This window comes from Streptomyces sp. NPDC021020, from assembly GCF_044333285.1.
Taxonomy (GTDB): domain Bacteria; phylum Actinomycetota; class Actinomycetes; order Streptomycetales; family Streptomycetaceae; genus Actinacidiphila.
On the sequence record NZ_JBIRQQ010000003.1, the window covers coordinates 475,778 to 495,490 of the forward strand.

Annotated in this window: 18 protein-coding genes; 10 read left to right on the forward strand and 8 right to left on the reverse strand. The window is 71.8% G+C overall.

Annotated elements, in window-relative coordinates; genetic code table 11:
* Nucleotides 1–24 precede the first annotated feature (24 nt).
* Nucleotides 25–459 carry an SUKH-3 domain-containing protein gene (locus ACH4SL_RS10495; protein ID WP_398443430.1) on the forward strand — a complete coding sequence of 145 codons (435 nt, stop codon included), beginning with the start codon at nucleotides 25–27 and terminating at the stop codon, nucleotides 457–459.
* Here the strand turns inward: ACH4SL_RS10495 and ACH4SL_RS10500 are convergent.
* A complete protein-coding gene (locus ACH4SL_RS10500; protein ID WP_398443432.1) occupies nucleotides 456–1,013 on the reverse strand; it encodes a hypothetical protein in 558 nt (185 codons plus the stop codon). The genes ACH4SL_RS10495 and ACH4SL_RS10500 overlap by 4 nt on opposite strands.
* Nucleotides 1,014–1,178: 165 nt before the next feature.
* On the opposite strand from ACH4SL_RS10500, the gene ACH4SL_RS10505 reads away from it, so the two are divergent.
* Nucleotides 1,179–1,775, forward strand: a complete 597-nt coding sequence (locus tag ACH4SL_RS10505) for a hypothetical protein (RefSeq protein ID WP_398443434.1) — start codon at nucleotides 1,179–1,181, stop codon at nucleotides 1,773–1,775.
* A 260-nt stretch (nucleotides 1,776–2,035) separates the two neighbouring features.
* The gene (locus ACH4SL_RS10510) at nucleotides 2,036–2,557 is read left to right on the forward strand and encodes a DinB family protein (RefSeq protein ID WP_398443437.1); all 522 of its coding nucleotides are present in this window, start codon (nucleotides 2,036–2,038) and stop codon (nucleotides 2,555–2,557) included.
* A gap of 69 nt (nucleotides 2,558–2,626) precedes the next feature.
* On the opposite strand, the gene ACH4SL_RS10515 is transcribed toward ACH4SL_RS10510, so the two are convergent.
* Nucleotides 2,627–4,876: a hypothetical protein gene (locus ACH4SL_RS10515; protein WP_398443439.1), complete on the reverse strand. Its 2,250-nt coding sequence runs from the start codon at nucleotides 4,874–4,876 to the stop codon at nucleotides 2,627–2,629.
* Between the two features lie 237 nt (nucleotides 4,877–5,113).
* Between ACH4SL_RS10515 and ACH4SL_RS10520 the strand changes: the two genes are divergently transcribed.
* Together ACH4SL_RS10520 and ACH4SL_RS10525 are read left to right on the forward strand one after the other, a co-directional pair.
* Nucleotides 5,114–5,749: a hypothetical protein gene (locus ACH4SL_RS10520; RefSeq protein ID WP_398443441.1), complete on the forward strand. Its 636-nt coding sequence runs from the start codon at nucleotides 5,114–5,116 to the stop codon at nucleotides 5,747–5,749.
* Between the two features lie 10 nt (nucleotides 5,750–5,759).
* On the forward strand, nucleotides 5,760–6,845 hold the full coding sequence (locus ACH4SL_RS10525; protein ID WP_398443443.1) for a tetratricopeptide repeat protein: 1,086 nt from the start codon (nucleotides 5,760–5,762) through the stop codon (nucleotides 6,843–6,845).
* Between the two features lie 11 nt (nucleotides 6,846–6,856).
* Here ACH4SL_RS10525 and ACH4SL_RS10530 read toward each other — a convergent pair whose 3' ends face one another.
* On the reverse strand, nucleotides 6,857–10,201 hold the full coding sequence (locus tag ACH4SL_RS10530; protein WP_398443445.1) for a P-loop NTPase fold protein: 3,345 nt from the start codon (nucleotides 10,199–10,201) through the stop codon (nucleotides 6,857–6,859).
* Between the two features lie 76 nt (nucleotides 10,202–10,277).
* Nucleotides 10,278–10,574 carry a hypothetical protein gene (locus tag ACH4SL_RS10535; RefSeq protein ID WP_398443447.1) on the reverse strand — a complete coding sequence of 99 codons (297 nt, stop codon included), beginning with the start codon at nucleotides 10,572–10,574 and terminating at the stop codon, nucleotides 10,278–10,280.
* 280 nt (nucleotides 10,575–10,854) lie between these two features.
* Between ACH4SL_RS10535 and ACH4SL_RS10540 the strand changes: the two genes are divergently transcribed.
* The 3 genes from ACH4SL_RS10540 to ACH4SL_RS10550 all read left to right on the forward strand — a co-directional run bounded on the left by ACH4SL_RS10540 (nucleotide 10,855) and on the right by ACH4SL_RS10550 (nucleotide 13,437).
* A complete protein-coding gene (locus ACH4SL_RS10540) occupies nucleotides 10,855–11,679 on the forward strand; it encodes a helix-turn-helix domain-containing protein (protein ID WP_398444087.1) in 825 nt (274 codons plus the stop codon).
* Nucleotides 11,680–11,682: 3 nt separating this feature from the next.
* Nucleotides 11,683–12,549 (forward strand): SAM-dependent methyltransferase, encoded by an 867-nt coding sequence (locus ACH4SL_RS10545; protein WP_398443449.1) that lies wholly within the window; start codon nucleotides 11,683–11,685, stop codon nucleotides 12,547–12,549.
* A 69-nt stretch (nucleotides 12,550–12,618) separates the two neighbouring features.
* A complete protein-coding gene (locus ACH4SL_RS10550; protein WP_398443451.1) occupies nucleotides 12,619–13,437 on the forward strand; it encodes an SAM-dependent methyltransferase in 819 nt (272 codons plus the stop codon).
* Nucleotides 13,438–13,515: 78 nt separating this feature from the next.
* Here the strand turns inward: ACH4SL_RS10550 and ACH4SL_RS10555 are convergent, their stop codons facing one another.
* Nucleotides 13,516–13,728 (reverse strand): DUF397 domain-containing protein, encoded by a 213-nt coding sequence (locus ACH4SL_RS10555; RefSeq protein WP_398443453.1) that lies wholly within the window; start codon nucleotides 13,726–13,728, stop codon nucleotides 13,516–13,518.
* Nucleotides 13,725–14,582 (reverse strand): helix-turn-helix domain-containing protein, encoded by an 858-nt coding sequence (locus ACH4SL_RS10560; protein WP_398443455.1) that lies wholly within the window; start codon nucleotides 14,580–14,582, stop codon nucleotides 13,725–13,727. The genes ACH4SL_RS10555 and ACH4SL_RS10560 overlap by 4 nt, the downstream gene beginning before the upstream one ends.
* A gap of 130 nt (nucleotides 14,583–14,712) precedes the next feature.
* Here ACH4SL_RS10560 and ACH4SL_RS10565 point away from each other — a divergent pair, with 130 nt between their 5' ends.
* Together ACH4SL_RS10565 and ACH4SL_RS10570 are read left to right on the forward strand one after the other, a co-directional pair.
* Nucleotides 14,713–15,183, forward strand: a complete 471-nt coding sequence (locus tag ACH4SL_RS10565) for an ATP-binding protein (protein WP_398443457.1) — start codon at nucleotides 14,713–14,715, stop codon at nucleotides 15,181–15,183.
* Nucleotides 15,184–15,537: 354 nt separating this feature from the next.
* Entirely contained in the window at nucleotides 15,538–16,401 is an 864-nt protein-coding gene (locus ACH4SL_RS10570; RefSeq protein ID WP_398443460.1) for a GntR family transcriptional regulator, read from the forward strand.
* A gap of 13 nt (nucleotides 16,402–16,414) precedes the next feature.
* Here ACH4SL_RS10570 and fxsT read toward each other — a convergent pair whose 3' ends face one another.
* Together fxsT and ACH4SL_RS10580 are read right to left on the reverse strand one after the other, a co-directional pair.
* Nucleotides 16,415–18,673 carry an FxSxx-COOH system tetratricopeptide repeat protein gene (gene fxsT, locus ACH4SL_RS10575; RefSeq protein ID WP_398443462.1) on the reverse strand — a complete coding sequence of 753 codons (2,259 nt, stop codon included), beginning with the start codon at nucleotides 18,671–18,673 and terminating at the stop codon, nucleotides 16,415–16,417.
* Nucleotides 18,674–18,841: 168 nt separating this feature from the next.
* The coding region (locus ACH4SL_RS10580; RefSeq protein WP_398443465.1) for a tetratricopeptide repeat protein at nucleotides 18,842–19,713 on the reverse strand (872 nt) is incomplete at its 5' end.

The window sequence follows — 19,713 nt, forward strand, 5'->3', positions numbered from 1 at the left end:
CGACCTCGAGACGGAAGGTGAGAAATGAGGTTCTCCGACGAGGTGCATCAGGCACTGACCCGGGCCGGCTGGTTCCCGGGCAGGCAGGTCGCGGTCGACCTCTCCGGTGCGGGGCTGTCCGGTTTCGCCTGGCATCAAGCCGCGCGCTTCTTCCTGTCCGAGTTCGCCGGTATCTCGGTCGAGGTCAAGGGGTCCGGGGTGAGTGTCGCGCGCGAGCCCTTCCTGTTCGATCCCGAGGCGGCGGTCGGGGAGGAGGACAGGTTCGAAGCGGCTTCCGAGCGCTTCGCCCGCCACTTCTGCCCGGTCGGGGAGATCGGCAGGGGAGAGTTCTTCCTGGCGATCGACGAGAACGCGGTCATGTATCTGCTTGCCCACGAGGTGTTTCGTCTGGGACCGGTTGACGAGGCCCTGGCGAACCTGGTCCTCGGTGTCAAGGCGACGAGGGTGCCAAGAGCCTAGGACAGCGGCCGACCGCCACGGCCGGTTCGCCTGACGCCGCGAGGCGAGAACGTCATCGGTCCTATCCAGCCCTGGCGGACGAGGACGACCTGGGACGGCAACGGCGACACCGGGTCGAGTGCCCTCCCTCGCGCCCAGTTCCGGAACAGGCCTTCGGTCGTCTCGACCGCGGACACCACCATGGTCACCTTCAGGTCGCCCTCGCCCCACGTGTACCACAGGGCCCAGCCCTCCGGCCTGGGGTCGACCCCGATCCGCGCGCACACCTCCTCGTACGCCTCCGCCACCCCGGCCGGCATGACCTCGGGCTTCAACACCGAGGCCCCGACGAGGCGGACAAGAGGCCGGTCCTCCTCCAGGCAACCGTCCCCCTCGAAGTGGTAATGGCGCAAAGCCCGGGCAAGAGCGTTCACGCTGCGCTGGAGCGGTGTCGCCTCGTCCGGGTCCGCCCGGAACGACAGCCAGCCCTCGTTGGACGCCTCCACGCTGACGCGGTCGGCGAGACGCTCGATCTCCCGCAGATAGTCCAGATCACTGAGCTCCGGTGAAGTCATGCCCCGAAGTTTCCCACCCTGCGACCGTGCGGTTTCCGGCGAGGCCGACCGCTGCAACCTCACCGTTGAGCAACGCCTTGCGTATTATGTGCTCGCGGGCGACGCACCTGTCCTTGTTCCGAGGGCGCGATGAGTATGGCCCGCATAAACGTTAGCGAGACTTTAGTGGAGTTGTACGACGGCCTGAACGCGGGGCCCCGGGTCGCTGTCTCGGGTGCCCTGCGTCTGGCGCGCATGCTGCCGGTTCTGGAGGCATTGGGTACGCCGTTCCTGGGTGAGCTTGATGCTGTCGTCACCGCCTGCGGTGCCGCGGAGTCGAGCCCCGGATTCGAATCCGTTGCCGGGAAGCTGCGCCGCTGGAGCGATGATCTTTCGGGTGGCGTGGACGTCTTTCTCCCGGACTACTACCGGGCAACGGCTCTGGCTGTGGCACTGCTAGTCGCGGCGCCGGGGGGACTGAGCCCATCTGAGGTCTTCGGGAAGATCAACGCGAATACCGGGAATTTCTGGAACTGCTGCGACAATATTGTTCACAAAGGTGGCGGGTTCCGCGATCCGGCGCTGAGGAGTATCAAGACGACATTGCGCGGTGTCGAGAACGCCTGGTTCGAACGTGATTCCCAGTTGCTCCGGCAGTCGGGCGAACCCCGGCATGTGCTCAGGGCGAGGCTGCGGGAAATTGAAGAAAAAGCCCCGACGCGTCGGGCCATGGCGAGGGAGTTCGTCATCTGTGCCGGGTGGGACGGCATCGACTTCCGTTAGCCGAATCCCGTCGCGGAAGGGCTGGGCGGGCGGCCGGTGTTCTCCCCCCCGCCGAGCACGTGGCCGCCGGGCCCGCACACGCGGTGCCGTCCGACATCCCCGCCAGGCCCCCCGCCACCGTGCCCCGCCGGGTGCTGCGGGCTGACGCGTGGGCCGAGCTGCTGGACGTGGCCGGGTTCGCGGGGGTCGGCGTCGACGTACCGCCTGGCACGCTGCTCGTGGCCTGTACGCAGGCGGGACGACCGCGGCAAGGTGGCCGCATGACATGGACGGTGCCGGAAGGCGGTCGGAGCACGGGGATCGGGGATCTCGCCGTTGTGGGGGAGCGGCGGATGTTGGAGGGGTGGCTGGACTGGCAGCGGGAGACGCTGGTCGCCAAGTGCGCCGGGCTGGACGGCGAGCAGCTCGCGCGCGTTGCCGTGGAGCCGTCCGCCCTCACCCTGCTCGGGCTCGTGCGGCACATGGCGGAGGTGGAACGCGCCTGGTTCCGGCGGCGGGTCGCGGGGGAGGACGTCGGGGCGGTCTGGCCGGAGGATGCGGAGGAGGGGTTCGGCGGGGTGGATGCGGGGTGCGCCGAGCGGGACTTCGGGCGGTACCGCGACGAGGTCGAGGCCGCGCGGGCGGCGGTCGCCGGGCGGGGGCTCGACGAGACGTTCCCGGTGCCGTCCGGGAAGCGGCTGAGCGTGCGGTGGGTGTACGTCCACATGATCCAGGAGTACGCGCGGCACAACGGCCACGCCGACCTGCTGCGGGAGCGGACGGACGGGCGAACGGGCGATTGACCCCCGGACCGGGGAAAGGCCCCCGCCGGTGGGTCGGCGGGGGCCTGGCGGGAGGGGGCGGTCACGAGGTCAGGCGGCTGCCTTCGGGGCGCAGGGCTTGCCGTAGGCGTCGTGGCAGGGCTTCGGCGTCGGCTTCGGCTTCGGCGGGCACGGCTTGCCGTACTCGTCGTGGCAGGGCTTCGGGGGGCAGGGCTCCTCCGAGGCCGTGTGGAGGGTGACGCTGTCGGGCTCGGAGACGACCTCCCGGTCACCGGACCGGCCGTGCGCGGCGGCCACGTTGATGACGTTGCCGCGCTCCGCGTCCTCGGCGGTGACCGTGTACGTGCCCGTGCACGTGGTGTGCGCGCCCGGGGCGAGGGTCGCCGCCTCGCATGTCACGTCCGGCACGAGGTCGTCGGTGACGCCGACGCCGGTGAGCGTCGCGTTGCCGGTGTTGGTCACGGTGTAGGTGTAGGTCACCTCGTCACCGGCCCGGTAGACGCGGCTGTCGTCGGCCGACTTCTGCAGCCGCAGGCCCAGTTCGGAGGCCACGGGCACCATGGCCTCGTCGGGCGGCGAGGCGATCGGGGGGCCGTCGGCCAGCAGCTGCGCGGTCGCGGTGGCGGTGTTGGTGATCGACCCCGCGTCGGCGTCCGCGTCGGTGACCGTGTACGTCCCGGTGCACGTGGTGCTGTCGCCGGGTTGGCCGGCCGGGGCGAGGTCGGTCGACTCGCAGGTCACGCCGGTCACCCGGTCGTCGTCGACGGTCAGGGACGTCAGCAGCTCCGGGCCGGTGTTGGTGACGGTGTAGGTGTACGTCACCTCGTCACCGGCCTTGTACTCCCGGGTGTCGTCCACCGACTTCTCCAGCCGGATCCCGGGCCCGGACCGGACGGGGAGGGTGACGCTGTCCGGTGGCGAGTTGACCGGTGTGCCGTCGGACTGCGCGTGCGCGGTCGCGGTGTTGGTGAGCGAACCCGCCGCCGCGTCCGCGTCGGTGACGGTGTACGTGCCCGTGCAGGTCGTCGTCCCGCCGACCGCGAGGGTGGTCTGCGGGCACGTGATGCCGCTGACCTTGTCGTCGGTGACGGCCACGTCCGTCAGCTCGGTGTTGCCGCTGTTGGTCACCACGTACTGGTACGGCACCCGGCTGCCCGGCACCAGCGGCAGCGGGAGCGGCGGGTCCTGGGCGACCTGCTTGACGAGGTTGAGCCGCGGCAGCGCCGCCGCCGGGTGGACGGTGACGTTGCGGATGAGGTGCACGTCGGTGAACAGCCCCGTCGAGGCGGCGAAGCCGAACTTGTAGGTGCTCGGCACCGGCTGCGGGGCCGGGGCCGACAGCACCTGCTGCGTGCCGTTGCCGTCGTGGAAGTCGATCGAGACGGTGATCACCGGGTCCGGCGCCGGGGAGACCTCGACGGTCACCGTGCGCCGCGAGGGCTCCAGCAGCGCCTCGGCCTGCGCCGGGGTGGCGTCCGCGGGCAGCGAGGTCGTCGGGCCCTGGAGCTGTCCCGGCAGCGTGGAGGGCCAGGGCCCCGTCGTGGAGAAGTTGCTGGTCGTCGCGGTGAGGAAGCAGTAGCCCTCGGTGCCGTCGCCCGGCCCGCGCAGCGTCACCATGTTCTCGCCCGGCGCCGGGATGCGGAAGGACGTACCGGCCGGGGAGCGGGTGGCGCAGCCGTTGCCGCGGTGCTCCCAGTCGCCGAAGTAGTTGCCGAGGACGTCGAGGCCCACCCCGACGTAGCCGTGGTTGACGCCGGGCAGGAACGTCGCGTCCGGGTCGTCGTCGGGGAGCTTCTGCGCGTAGCCGAGGCTGCCGCCGAACGCGCCGGGCGCGGTCAGCGACGCCGACCCGTCGATGAGGAAGAACGAGATGCCGTCGGCGGGCGGGTTGGTCGTCGCCCCGTACTGCCACTGGTCGAAGGTCGTGACCAGGCCCTGGTTCGCCGGGAGCGCGTGGTTGTAGAGGGCGGCGGCCGAGCGGTCGTTGCCCGCGTCGGTCAGCCGCAGATAGCCGTGGGGCGCGGCGCCGTCCGGCGGCACCGGCCCCACCGGGCCTGCCGGGCAGCCGGTCAGCGGGTGGGTGCCGGGACCGGGCGCCGGGGCCTGGGGCGCGCCGGTCAGGCACGCGTTCCCGAAGCCCTCGAACCCCGGGTCGGCGGTGGCCCCGGTGAACGTCTCGTCCACCAGCGGTACGCCCACGCCCTGCGCGGCGGCCGTCTGGCCGGGCAGGCCCATTCCTGTCGCGACCAGGCCCAGCACGCCGAGCCCGCCCGCGGCCCACCGCCCGAGCCGGTTTCGCCCGCGCCTGGCGGCGGGGGCAGTGGAATTTCGCAGCTTCATACCGCGCAACCTAGGGATCGCTCCCGGCCGCCGGGCGTAACACGCCTCCCGCCCCCGTCCCGCCATTCTTCCGGCGTACGCATCCGAATGACCCGCCCCGACTGCCCCGACTGCCCCGACTGCCCTGACTGCGCGGCCGGGCAGTGCTCCTCCGGGCAGAGTTCGGCGGTCAGCGTGTCGGAGCCTCATCGCGCCCGATAGGTTGAGGAGAGGGCAGGTCAAACAATTGGGTGGATTGTGGACTACATTTGCTACATTTCCCGGTCGAAGATCGACAGCCTCTACGCCCAGATCGCTCCTGACGCACTCGGCGAGGTGACCGAGCAGGTGGTGACCGAGCAGGCGCGGACCGGCGAATTGCAGGCGGGTCTTTCGCTCTGGAAGGTCTTCAGCCTCTTCAAGGGCGGCATCACCTACGGGCGCAAGAGTGTCATCCAGCGTGAGCGCAAGGTCAAGGCCGCCTATGTGGAGAAGCTCCGTGAAGTGCTGATCACCATCGCCGCGGATCACGGGGACGTGCCCGATATCTCGGACGTCGTCACCTCCGGGCGGCAGGACTCCGTCTACTGCTTTCACCGGGGATCGTTCCGGGTCGAGACCCCGGTGTCGGATCCTCGGGTGGGCGATGTCGTGACGCTCACATGCCCGGTCGGGGATCGCACCCTGTATCTGGACTGCTCGCTCCGGTATTTCAGCGAGGGGCCGGAACCGGACGGCAGTTTCCTGCTGCATTCGGGAAACCACCGGTTCTTCACGGCGAACATGAGCCTCACATTGGAGGGCGTCTTCGTGCTGCTCCAGGTCGAGGGTGAGAAGGTGTTCGGCACTCCGCTCTACCTTCAGCTGTCCGCGGCGAGTGGAATCGCCCTGTGATCGGAGAAGCATGACGGTGCTCTTGGACCTGGAGAACCACGACCCGGAGGAGTACGAGGGGAAGACCGTCGTCATCGATGGCTGCCCCTACGAGATAGCGGAGCCGGTCGGGTCCGGTGCGGACAAGTTCGTGCACAAGCTGCGCAACCGGAGGTCCGGCCTCTGCCTGAGCGTGCTGGCGATCTACCGGGATCCGGAGGGCGCGCAGGACATGCTGCGGAACGAGATCGCGGCGAAGTCGGTCGACGCGCTGCTGGGATTCGAGCGCGTCCCGAACATCCGGCAGGTCTCCCTCGCCGGTGCGCCCGCGGCTCATCTCCAGGACTACGTCGGGCCGTTCGAAGCGGACCCGAGCCCTTCGCTGCTGACGGCCCAGCAACTCCTCCACGACGAGCGGTGGGAGGAGGGAGCCGCCGCGCTCGCCACCGTCCTCGACGAGAACCCTCACCACACGGTCGCGCTGAACAACCTGGCGTTCGCGCTGGCCCGGCTGGGCGGTGCGGAGCGGGCCGTCGAACTCATGGCCGTCGCCCTGGAGATCGAGCCCAACTGCCTTCCCTACATACGCTCGTACATCCAGTACGCCGACGCGGCCGGGCGCCTGGCCGAGATCCTGGACGGCTTCTCGGCGCTGCGGGAGAAATACCCCTACGACCACAGCTGCGACCAGCTCGCCGCCGAGGTGCCCGGCCGGGCGGCGGCGCTGAACAACGCCGCTCTCGATCTCTCCCGGTCAGGCCGCGCGGTGGAAGCGCTGGAGACCATGACCCGCTCGGCCGAGGCGTACCGGCGGCTCGCCGACGGGGATCCGGAGGGCTATGACGTCGAACTCGCGGAAGCCCTGGTCAATCTGGGCAACTGCCACCGGTTCGCCGGGGACGTCGAAGCGGCGACAGGTGCCCTGGTCGAGGCGATGGTGATCGCCCAGCGACACGAGCAGGGTGAACTGTTCGGTATCGCCGCCGACTCGCTCCAGAGGGCTTGGGCGGAGGACCCGCCGGGGGTTGCCGCCGAGTTCGAGAGGCTGACCGGTTCGCCGATTCCCGACTGGCTGACGCGTCAGGCGGACGGGGCGGGCGGCGCGGCCTCCGACTGAGCGCGAGCAGATCAGGGAGACACGCCCTGGCCCGGGTGCAGGGTCGGGACGATGCTGCCCGCCGGGAAGGACAGCCGGGCCACCGGGAGGACCCAGGGGTGCCACTCCGCGAGGGGGAAGGGGAGGGGGAGGCCGTGGGCCGCGGCCGTTCGCGTGACGTGGGTGAGGGCCAGGCGGAGGGCCTGCCACTGGGGGTCGGCGGGGGTTGCCGGGGGCGGGAGGGCCGCGCAGAAGTCCTGCCAGGTCGCGTCGGGGTGGGCCGTCGCCTCCGCGTGGAGGTGCAGGCACAGCGCCGGGCCGAGCGCGGGGTACGCGACGAGCGCCGCGAGCAGCACCATTCCCGCGCGGTACGGCGGGGCGCCCGATGCGGCCGTCTGCGCGAGGTCGGCCTCGCGGTGGGTGCGGCGCAGCGCGGTGAGCAGGCCGTAGCTGTTGGCCAGCCGCGTCACCCCGCGGGGCGTGGCCACCAGGTGGGGCGGGCCGAGCAGCCGCAGCAGGGCGAGTTCGTCGGGCTCCAGCGTCAGCGGGTCGGTGCGCTCCACGACGCGGACGGTGTCCGCGCGCGGTATGCCGAGGGCCTCGTCCCCGTCGTCCCCGGGGCTTGCGGCGGAGGGGGCCGGCTCCCCGGCGGCCGGCGGGTGCGTACCGCCCGCGGACCGTACGGGCGCCGGGGCCGGGTCCGGTGACGCCGCCACGGGACCGGGCGGGGCGGGCGGCGGTGTCCGGTCGTCCCGCACGCCGACGAGCGTGTCGATCATCCGCGCGTACCCGCCCTCGTCCAGCGCGGGCAGCGTCAGCACGACCTGGAAGATCTTCTCCAGGTATTGGGCCGGGGTGGACGCGCCCGGGCCCGCGCCCCCTTCGCCGGGCGCCGCGTCGAGCACGTCGCGGTAGTGCGCCGCTATCGCCCGCAGCAGCCAGCGCGGATCGATCGCGACGACGACCACGAACAGCTCGACGGCGAGCAGGAGGTGGATGGCCTCCAGCATCTCGACGACCCGTGCGGGCGGGCAGCGGTCGAGGTCGTCGATGTAGATGATGATCCGGTCGATACGGGGGAGCGCGTCGTCCGCCTCGTCGCGGGCGTCGGGAACGTCCGTCCTGCCGCGCACGCCCCTGCCGTTCCCCCCGGACCCGGACCCGGACCCGGACCCGGACCCGGACCCGGACCCGGAGCCGGAGCCGGAGCCGGAGCCGGACCCGGCCTCGCCCCCCGCTCCCTCCTCCGACGAAGCCGCCCGCGTCAGCAGCTCCGCCATCCGCTGGAAGTCCTCCCGGATCTGCGTCATGACGCCCAGCCTGCTGCGGTAGTCCCCGGCGGCGGCCCGGTCGCCGATCAGCCCCGCGAGCTGGCCCGCCGCCGTGAGGTCCTGCATCTGGCGCTCCAGTGCGGCCACTTCCGCCGCCACCACCTCGGCGGCGGTCAGCAGCCGAGCCCGCCGCTTCTCCACGAACCGCCGCGCGCTGGACCAGGCGTCCTGGAGCCGTGCCCGGGTCTCCCGGAATCGATCGCGCAGCCATTCGGCCCCGAGCACCAGCGGCAGCACCCCCAGCAGGCTCCCGGCCCAGTGGTGTCGCGACGGCGACCCGGCCCCCAGGAGCAACCCGCCCGCGACCGCCACCACGACCGGCAGGGCGAGGAAGGCCGCCATCCGTGCCGCGCCGACACCGCGCAGGGCCGCCCGCAGCGTGAACAGCCGCTCCCGGACGGCGGAAGCGCCGGCCGCTGCCTGCCGGTACAGCCGTGCCGCGAGGACTTCCTCGCCGACCAGGTCGGTGACCTGCCGCTGCTGCTCGGGGGGCAGGGCGTCCCACAGGCTCCTTTCCCGCAGGGCCTCGTCGAGGCGGTCGCGGCGCGCGCGGGCGGCGTCGAGCCGGGTCCGCAGGCCCCGCGCGGTGACCAGTTCGGCGGTCAGCCGGGACATGCTGCGCTGCGCCCCACTCGGGTCGGCCGTGCCGGGCGGGGCGGTGAGCTGCGCGAAGAGTTCGGCGACGAGGCTCGCCCACAGCCCGGTCTCGGCGTAATGCCAGGCGTTGAACCGCACTTGCCGCACGGCGTGGTGCGCCAACGGATTGCCGGCCCGGGCCACCGCGTCCACCTGTTCCTGCACGAGGCCCAGGAAATGGCTCTTGCCCTCCCCCCAGCCGCCGAACAGCCCCACCGCCAGCGGCGGCCGCGCCGAGCGCGCGGTGACCAGTTCCGCCAGCGCCCGCGCCTCGTCGGAGCGTGCCAGCTCGTCGGCCACACCGAGCGCGTCCGAGCGGTACGCGGGGAGCCGGGGGACGGGGCGGTCCTCGACGGCCTCCCACAGCTGGACGGTGCCGCCGTCGCTGCCTGTGGCCAGCAGCAGCCGCCCGCCCTCGGACGCCCACGCCAGCGCGTGCACCCCACCGGTCGGGGCGCCGCCGGTCGGGGCGGTGACGGGCTCGCCGAGGGGAACGAGCGAATCCCCGGCCGCCTCCCACAGGCGTACGGTGCCGTCCTCGCCGCCCGTCGCCAGCAGCGCCCGGCGCCCGCTCCGGGCCCATGCCACCGCGTCGACCGGGCCGGTGTGGGCGGTGGCGATGCCGTAGACCGGGACGAGGGAGTCGCCGGTGAATTCCCACACGCGTACGGAGCCGCCGTCGTCGCCCGCGGCCAGGAGGAGCCGCTCGTCGTCCCGCCCCCATGCCACGCAGCGGGTACCTCCGGCGGCAACCGTTGTGAGGAGGGTCAGTGAGAAGCCCTCCATGCCGTACACGGAGAGCGTGCCGTCGACGTCGCAGCTGGCCAGCAGCAGCCGCCCGTCGTAGCGGGCCCATCTCATCCACTGCACGCCGGTGGTGTGGGTGTGGGCGAGCCAGCCCGGCAGGCCGGTGGGGTACGAGAGGGGTAGCCACAGGCGCACGGCGCCGCGGTCGGAGCTGGTGGAGAGCAGGAGCTGCTCGCCGTCCCGTACCCACTCCACCGAGCGCACCTCGCCGACGGGGATGTGACTGAATCCGTCGAAGGCGGCGGGAGGGCCGTCGCCCAGCTCCCACAGTCCCACGGTGCCGTTGTCGCTGTTCGCGGCCAGGAGCAGGCGCCCGCCGTCCTGTGCCCAGGCCACCGACCGCACCGCGCCGCCCGCCAGGGGGAGTCCGAAGAGCGGGACGAGGGAGTTCTCGGTCAGCTCCAGCAGGGTCACCTGCCCCTGGGCGTGGCCGAGGGCCACGAGCAGGCGTCCGCTGTCCCGCCCCCACGCGACCGACAGCACCGGTCCGTAGGAGGGCGCCATGGATCGGCCGAGGTGGAGGAGCCGGAGCGGCTGAGGGCCGGGTGCGGAGCCGGGTACGGAGCTGGACGAGGAGCCGGGTGCGGAGCCGGAGTCGGTCACCGTCCGATGATGCGTCAGCCCGAGCCCGGCGGGTCCCGGAGTTGCGCAACCGCGACATTCCGCGGCCGGGGAGCTGTCAGGCGGACGTCCCGGTCGGGGCCGCGCCCGCCTCCGCGCCCGATGCCGCCTCAGCCGCCGCCGCATCCTCCGCGCGGGCGAAGGTGAGAGTCCACCGCTCCCGCGGGTTGTTCGGGTTCGCCTGCATGGAGACCAGCTTCCAGCCCTCCGCCTCGATGAAGCCTATGTGCGCGTCCCGCACCTTCTCGTCGGCGAGGACGAGACCCTGCACGTACGTCCTGTCGCCCCGCTCCCGCGCGGCGATCACGGGCTTCATCCGCTTCTTGATGGCCCACTGCTGCAGTCGGTTCCCCATCGTGATCCCCTCCCCTGCCCGTCCTCGATCCGGTGATCGACGATGGCCGCATCGTAGCGGCCCCCACCGACAGCGGGCCCCGCGCGGGGAGGCGCTGGTGGGCAGGGTGAGGGGGATGGGGACAGCGGGCGGCAATGTCCGGTCTGCAAATTGCAGAAGCGGCGCTACGCCGCTGTTCCCCGTCGCTCACACCATGACAGACTGCTTGCCGGCCACGGCAGTTGGAGAAGGAGCACGTGTGATGGACCCCCGGCCGGGCGGCGCACCCACCGTCCTGCGCATGGTGCTGGGCAAGCGCCTCCAGGACCTGCGCGAGCAGGCCGGTATGAGCTTCGAGCAGGCCGGCCGGGCGCTGGACGTCACGCACGCCACGATCCGCCGTATGGAGAAGGCCGAGGTCGGCCTCAAGCTCCCGTACGTCGAGAAGCTGCTGCACACCTACGGCATCACCTCCCCCGAAGAGGTCTCCGGCTTCCTCGCTCTCGCCCGCGAGGCCAACCGCCCCGGCTGGTGGCACAGCTTCCGCGACGTCCTGCCGGAGTGGTTCAGCGCGTTCGTCAGCCTCGAAGGCGAGGCGGCGATCATCCGCGCGTACGAACCGCACTACGTGCCGGGCCTGTTGCAGACCCCCGCCTACGCGCGGGCCACCCTGCGCGCCGGTCAGCCGCATGCCGCGGCGGAGGAGATCGAGCGGCTCGTCACGCTGCGGACCGAGCGGCAGTTGCTGCTGGGCAAGGAGAAGGCACCGCTGCTGTGGGTCGTCATGGACGAGACGGTGCTGCGCCGCCCGATCGGCGGCCGCCAGGTCATGCGCGAGCAGATCGACCGCCTCATCGCGGCCACCGAACTCCCCAACGTCCGGCTCCAGATCATGCCCTTCGCGGCGGGCCCGCACCCCGCGATGTACGGCCCCTTCCACATCTTCCGCTTCCAGCTCCAGGAGATCCCGGACATCGCCTACGTCGAAAGCCTCGTGAGCGGCGTCTACTTCGACGAGCGCGACGACGTCTCGGCGTTCCTGGAGGCCCTGGACCGGATGTGCGCGCAGGCCGCGCCCGCGCAGAGCACGAAGGCCATCCTTGACGGCATGCGCAAGGAAGTCTGAACCATGGACTCGCGCAGCGGCGAGACCACCACGAACCGGAGGGCAGCACCCTTGGCCGACCAGGGATTCACCGCCGAGGAGATCGACACGAGCAGGCCGCACCCGGCCCGCATGTACGACTACTACCTCGGCGGCAAGGACAACTACGAGGTGGACCGCGAGGCCGCCCAGCAGGTGATCCAGCTGCTGCCCGACGCGGTGCCGTCCGCGCGCGCCAACCGGGCCTTCATGCACCGGGCCGTGCGCTTCACCGCCGAGAGCGGCATACGCCAGTTCATCGACATCGGCACCGGCATCCCGACGTCCCCCAACACCCACCAGGTCGCGCAGGCGGTCTCGCCGGACGTACGGGTCGCGTACGTCGACAACGACCCGATCGTGGCCACCCACGCGGGCGCGCACCTGCTCGGCGCGGGCAACACCGGCTTCTTCCTCGGCGACCTGCGCGACCCGCAGAGCATCCTCGGCCACCCGACCATCGGCAAGCTGATCGACTTCGACCAGCCCGTGGGCCTCATGCTGGTCGCGATCCTGCACTTCATCCGGGACGACGAGGACCCGGCCGCGCTCGTCGCGGCCTACCGCGACGCCCTCCCCAAGGGCAGCTACCTGCTCTTCAGCCACGTCACCGCCGACTTCCACGACCCGGGGACGGGCTCGGAGGAGGCCGCCGACGTCTACCGGCAGAGCCGCGCCACCGCGACGTTCAACCTCCGGTCGTCCGACCAGATCATGGGCCTGCTGGAGGGCTTCGAACTCGTGGAGCCCGGACTCGCCCAGCTCCCGCTGTGGCGCCCCGACGGCCCGACCCCGGACCGGCGGGACCTCGCCGGAATCGGCGGCTACGGCGCTGTCGGCGTGAAGCTCTGACCCCCCGGGCGCCCCGCGCGCCCCGCTACCCGTGACAAAGCACCACCGCACCACCGGAGGACAGCAGCCTTGGCCGAGCAGGGATTCGCCGCCGACCAGATCGACACCAGCAGGCCCCACCCGGCCCGCATGTACAACTACTACCTCGGCGGCAAGGACAACTACGAGGTCGACCGCGAAGCCGCCCAGCGGGTCATCGACCTCGCCCCGGAACTCGTCCCCATGGCCCAGGCCAACCGCGCGTTCATGCACCGCGCGGTGAAGCTGGTGGTCGAGAGCGGTGTCCGCCAGATCATCGACATCGGCACGGGCATACCCGCGTCCCCTAACACCCACGAGGTGGCGCAGTCGCTGGCCCCGGACGTACGGGTCGCGTACGTCGACAACGACCCGATCGTGGCCACGCACGCGGGCGCGCATCTCGTCGGCGCGGGCAGCACGGGCTTCTTCCTCGGCGACCTGCGCGACCCCGCGAGCATCCTCGGCCACCCGACCATCGGCAAGCTGATCGACTTCGACCAGCCGGTGGGCCTGATGCTGCTGGCGATCCTGCACTTCGTGCGCGACGACGAGGACCCGGCGGAGCTGGTCGCCGCCTACCTCGACGCCCTCCCCGTGGGCAGCTTCCTCGTCATGACCCACTCCACGGCGGACTTCCACCAGGCCGACGCGAACTGGGCGCAGGCGCGCGACGTCTACAAGGACCGCGACGCGACGGCCGTCCTCTCGCTGCGCCCGCACGACCAGATCCTGCGCTTCTTCGACGGCCTCGAACTGCTGGAGCCGGGCCTCGTCCAGGCCCCGCTGTGGCGCCCGGACACCCCGGTGATGCCCACGGAGGAGCTGGCGCACATCGGCTTCTACGGCGGCGTGGCCGTCAAACGCTGAGGGCTGCGCTTTTGCGCGCGGCTTTGTGCGGATGTGGCGGCCCTTCGCTGAAGGGCTGGGCCGCCACGTCGGAGTTCGTCAGACTTGCTGGTCCGCCGCGTAGGCGAGGAACGCTGACCAGGCGGCAGGGGCGAAGGCGAGCGCGGGGCCCTCGGGGTCCTTGGAGTCCCGTACGTGGATGGTGTCGGGGCAGGCCGCGACCTCGACGCAGGCCGGTTCGTCGTTGCTGCTGTAGCTGCTCTTGAACCAGGGCAGTTCGGCAGCGGTGGAAGCCGTGGACTCCGTCGTCATGTCTCTCCCAGGACCTTTTCGATGAGCTTCAGGGACTCCCGCGGGGTGAGAGCCTGCGCTCGGATGATCCCATAGCGCGCTTCCAACGTCCTCACCTCGGTGGGATCGTTGAACTGCCTGACAACGTTCTGCACCGCGACGTGGGCTACTGTCGGTCCATTTTTGGGGGTGAGCAAGAGAATTTCACCACTCATGCCTGCGTGGTCCTCGCGATCGGTCGGCATTACCTGGATCTCGACGTTCCGCAACTGGCCCAGGGTCAGCAGTCGTTCGAGTTGGCGGCGCATCACTGCCCGTCCGCCCAGGGGACGCCGCAACGTCACCTCCTCCTGCACGAAGCTCAGGATGGGTGCGGGCCAGCGCTTGAAGATCTCCTGCCGGGCCACACGCGCGGCGACGTACCGTTCGATGGTGTCCTCGTCCAGGAGGGGGCGACGCATCTGATACAGCGCGCGGGCGTAGTCCTCGGTCTGCAGCAGGCCCTGGATGTTGTGGTTGCTGTAGGCGCACAGCGAGACCGCCTCGGCCTCGATCTTGGCCAGGTCGCGGACCTTCTGCGGGAACCGCGCCCGCCGAACGTCCTCCTTGAAGTCCTTGAGCATGCCGCCCGCGCCGGTCGCGTCGTCCGTCGCGTCCAGGAAGTCCGGCTGCGGCGTCCGGCGGCCGCGCTCCACCGATGACACGGTCTCGTCGCTGTAGCCGATGCGCTTGCCTAGTTCGGGCTGGGTCAGCCCTGCGCGGTCGCGCCAGAGTTTGATCTGCCTCCCGATCGCCTTGAGGAGGTCTGTCGAACTCTCCTCCCAGTCTCGGTCGCTTGTCGTGTCGTCGTCCGATTGCCCCGACTCCGTCGTCATGGGGGGCTCACCTCCGCGGCTTGCGTGCGTACCGGACGGGCCGGACGCACCGGTTCCGGCGACGGACAGGTCAGGGTTGTCCGTCGCTGACTACTTCTCAGAGTAGATACGGTCGGCCACGCTCTGTCACATGAATGACGAAATCTCCACCCACGAAGCGTTCTCCGAGTCGGAACTCGTGCTCCGTCTCTCCTCCACCCGCTGCGGCGCGCGGCTCGCGCGGCATCTGGCCGTGCGGCAACTGCACGTCTGGGGGCTGCCGTACGACAGCACTGCCTCGGACAACGTCGCGTCCGTCGTCGCCGAACTCGCCGCGAACGCGGTCACGCACGGGCGGGTGCCGGGCCGGGACTTCGAGTTGCGGGTGTGCCTCGTGCCGGGGGCGGTGCGGGTTGCGGTGAGTGACACGCGGACGGAGCGGCGGCCGCCGGAGCCGGGGGAGTTGGCGACGCCGGAGGCGGAAGCGGAGGGCGGGCGGGGGCTGTTGCTCGTGCAGGCGCTGTCGCGTGCGTGGGGCGTGCTGCCGCGTGTGCCTGGCAAGACGATCTGGGCGGAGGTCCCGCGCGTGCCGTACGCCGAGGTGCTGACCGGGGTGCGGTAGGACGCGCCCCGGTGGCGCGCGTCCCGGCGGGGCGCGCGCCTTCTTCGTAAGGACCGTGTTTCAAGGAACGGGGAAAGAACCCCACCCCACCGGCCCGTGGTGACGCTCACCCGAACGGGTGACGGGTGGTCAGATCTTCGGGTCGGGTGGGGTACGGTCGGCGCTACAACGGAACATGAGAAGGGCCCCCGGCAGGACGGCAATCCTGATCGAGGGCCTGACCACCAAGGAAGAGAACGCTTCCCGATGGCTAATGCTGAGTCTAACGCGGGCATGCCCGCCGCGCCCCTCCCTCCGGGGGCGCCATCCGCCGGAGTGATCCACGTACGGCACCGGCACGCCGACCGTTTCACCGTGGTCGGCAACCACCTCGCCCAGCACCCCGACCTCTCGGCGGTGGCGATCGGGCTCGCGGTGCACATCCAGTCCCTGCCGGACGGCGCCCCGGTGAGCGTGAAGGCCCTCGCGGCCCGCTTCCCGGAGGGCGAGACCACCGTCCGCAGGGCCCTCAACGAACTCCAGGCGGCGGGCTACCTGGAACGCCGCCGCGTCCCGCTCGGGGGAGGCCGCTTCGCCACGCGCTCCGTCGCGTACGACCGGCCGGGCGGCGCGGCGGCGTCGGGGCCCGGGAGGCGCCGTACGGGTCGGGCGTCGCGCCCGGCGGTGGGCCGTACGGGTGCGGGCGGGGCCCTGGCCCGCAGAACCGCTGGCAGCGCGGATTCGGGCGGGCCCGGCGCCTGGGTGGCCTCGCGGGGCGTGCTGCCGAGCCGTACGACCCGGCCCGTCGCGGGCCCGACCCGTACAACCGCGAGCGGTACGGCTCCGGAGGGGGCCGCACCCGTAACCTCGCCGCCTCCCGCGAAGTCGGGCCCCGCCGCCGACCTGCTGGCCCGCCTGCGCCTCGCCGACCCGCGCCTCCTCCTCTCCGCCGGGGACATCGCGGCCCTCGCCCCCACCGTGGAGACCTGGCTCACCCGCGCGGTCCCTCCGGCCGAGGTCACGCGGGTGTTGAGCGCGGGCCTGCCGCCCTCCCCGACCCCGATCCACGCCCCCGCCCGCTTCCTGTCCCACCGCCTGACCGCCCACCTCCCCCCACCGCTTCCGCCCGAGCCTGTCCGCGCGCCGCGCCCGGCCCCGCTCCGTACGTGCGACGGCTGCGACCGCGCTATTCGGACGGAGGATCCGAGCGCGCGGTGTGCGGACTGCCGAGCGGGGTAGGGAGCCGGACGGCCTACGCCTGGGGCCCGTTGGCCAGCGTCCGCCACGCACGAAGCTCTTCGCGCGTGATGAGGGTGTGGGGGTGGTCGGGTCCGAGGATGCGTAGCCGGTCGTTGAGGAGTTCGGCGTATGCGGTGGCGGCGCCGGTTGCGTCTCCTGCCATGCCTTGCCATAGGGCGAGGTTGTGGCGGGCGGTGAGGGTGCTGGGGTGGTCGGGTCCGAGGATGCGTAGCCGGTCGTTGAGGAGTTCGGCGTATGCGGTGGCGGCGCCGGTTGCGTCTCCTGCTGCGCCTTGCCAGTGGGCGAGGTTGGAGCGGGCGATGAGGGTGCTGGGGTGGTCGGGTCCGAGGGCACGCAGCATGTCGTTGAGGAGTTCGGCGTATGCGGTGGCGGCGCCGGTTGCGTCTCCGGCCTCGCCTCGCCAGCCGGCGAGGTTGCTGCGGGTGGTGAGGGTGTGGGGGTGGTCGGGTCCGAGGATGCGTAGCCGGTCGTTGAGGAGTTCGGCGTGCGCGGTGGCGGCTCCAGCTGTGTCGCCCGACTCGCCCTGCCATAGGGCGAGGTTGTGGCGGGTGGTGAGGGTGTGGGGGTGGTCGGGTCCGAGGGCACGCAGCATGTCGTTGAGGAGTTCGGCGTATGCGGTGGCGGCACCGGTTGTGTCCCCCGCCACGCCTTGCCAGTGGGCGAGGTTGGAGCGCGCGACGAGAGTCTCGGGGTGATCGGGCCCGAGGACGCGCAGCATGTCAGGCAGTAGCGCGGTGAGCGCGGTGGCGGCTCCGGCTGCGTCGCCCATTTCGCCCAGCAAGCTGGAGCGCTGGGAGCGGGCGCCGAAAACGTCCTGGCGGTCAGGGCCGTGGCGGGTACTGATCGCCGTGATCAGGCTCTGGAAGTAGGTCACGGCCGCGGCGACCTGGCCGGAATTGCCCAGGCTGCGCCCGGCATGATGGAGCAGCCGGTGGACCTTGGGCTCGTACAGACACGAGGGATCCACGTAACCTTCCTCGGTGCAAGAGACCAACGCGGTCGCACACGTGCGCAGGGACTGGGCCAGGGCGGTGTCGCGTTCGATGTCCGGCCACACTGCCATCAGGGCGTCGGCTGCCGCGCGGGCCGTGTCGCCGTACGGTTTGGTGGGCAGCGTGTCGCGGGTCGCGCGTTGGACGATCTGGTGCACGCGGACGTATCCGCCGTTGTCGTCGTCGGGCTCTGGTGCTGTCAGGAGGCTGAGGCGGTGCAGTGCGCGCAGCGCACCGGCCGCGTCGTCGGGGGTGAGCGTGCCCTCGGGGGCGAGGTGTTCGCGTGCGGGCTCGCTGGTCAGGACCGCCAGCGGGATGCTCGGGGCCAGGAAGGAGGCCAGCTCCAGCATGGGGCGTGCCAGGCCGTACGGGCGGAGCGCGTCGGCGCGTTCGACGGACAGTTGCCAGGCGGCGGCCATGGTGTGGGGTTGGTCGTCGGGGAGGACGTCCGGGCTGACCTCGCCCAGCGTGCGGATCCTGCGCGCTAGCAGGTCGCGGTACTTGGCCACCGGGATGCCCGCGTCCACGATGTAGGCGGCGGCCTGCGACAGGGCCAGCGGCAGGCAGCCGAGGTCGTCCGCCAGCCCGGCCAGCTCGGCTGCGGGTTCGGCCCGGCCCGCCTCCTCCAGCGCTGAGACGAGGTACGTCACCGCCTCCTCCGGGGTGAAGGTCCCCACCTGCACGAGGCGGCGGCCGCTCCCGGCGAGGGCGGCGTCCCGGCGGCGGGTCGTCAGCACTGTCCGGCCGTGCTCGACCGCTGGGGGCCACAGGCCCTTGACGTCCGCCGGGTCGGCGATGTCGTCGAGGACGACGAGCCAGCGGCGGGGACCGGCCCGTAGCCACGCGAGGAAGGCGCGCGTGGCCTGCTCCGGGTCGGACGGGTCCGCCCCGCACACCTCGGCCCCGGCCTGCGCCAGCCCGGCGACGATCGCGGTGCGGCTGCCTGCGGAGAGCCACACCAGCAGCTCCACCCCCCGCTCGCGCAGCACCTCTTCCGCCAGGTCGGCGGCCAGTTGCGTCTTGCCGACGCCGCCCATTCCGCTGAGCACCTGGCACAGCACGGCCGTGCCGCCACCGCGTACCGCCTCGCGCAGTCGCGCCCTCTCCGCGCGGTCCTGGAACGCCCCCGCCCGCGGCGGGACCACCCCCACCACATGCGGCCACGTCACCGGAGCGCGTGCCGGGAGGTACATGGTGACGTCCCGCATCGTGTGCGCCGCGACGGACCCGACGCCCTCCGTGCGGATCGTCACGTTCACCGGAGGCGGCCCCTCGCCGGAACCGCCCGCCCCGTCCACCGCCACGCGCCCCGCCCCCCAACTGCCCTACGACGTCCCGACGACTCTAGGCGGCTCCGTCACGGGGAGCCAACGTGCGGTCACCGCTGCGGTGTTGGCCCTGCGGTGCGTGGACTGCCGGGGTGCGGGCTACGGCTGCTGAGCCTCATCGGCCTGTGCCTGCCAGTGGGCGAGGTTGCGGCGGATCAGGTCAACGTCGGGGTGGTCGGGGCCGAGGATGCGGAGGTGGTCGGTGAGGAGTTCGGCGAATGCGGCTGCGGCTCCGGTGGCGTCTCCGGCCCGGCCTTGCCAGTCGGCGAGGTTGTTGCGGGTGGTGAGGGTTTGGGGGTGGTCGGGGCCGAGTACGCGGAGGCGGTCGTGGAGGAGTTCGGCAAATGCGGTGGCGGCTCCGGTGGCGTCTCCGGCCTCGCCTTGCCAGCCAGCGAGGTTGTTGCGGGTGATGAGGGTTTGAGGGTGGTCGGGTCCAAGGATGCGGAGTTGGTCGTGGAGGAGTTCGGCGTAGGCGGTGACGGCTCCGGCGAGGTCTCCGGCCTCGCCTTGCCAGTAGGCGAGGTTGTTGCGGGTGGTGAGGGTGTCGGGGTGGTCGGGTCCGAGGATGCGGAGGCGGTCGTGGAGGAGTTCGGTGTAGGCGGTGACGGCTCCGGCGAGGTCTCCGGCCTGGCCTTGCCAGTAGGCGAGGTTGTTGCGGGTGGTGAGGGTGTCGGGGTGGTCGGGTCCGAGGATGCGGAGGTGGTCGTGGAGGAGTTCGGTGTAGGCGGTGGCGGCTCCTGTGGTGTTTCCGGCCTGGCCTTGCCAGTAGGCGAGGTTGTTGCGAGTGGTGAGGGTGTCGGGGTGGTCGGGTCCGAGGATGCGGAGGCGGTCGTGGAGGAGTTCGGTGTAGGCGGTGGCGGCTCCTGTGGTGTTTCCGGCCTGGCCTTGCCAGTAGGCGAGGTTGTTGCGGGTGGTGAGGGTGTCGGGGTGGTCGGGTCCGAGGATGCGGAGGTGGTCGTGGAGGAGTTCGG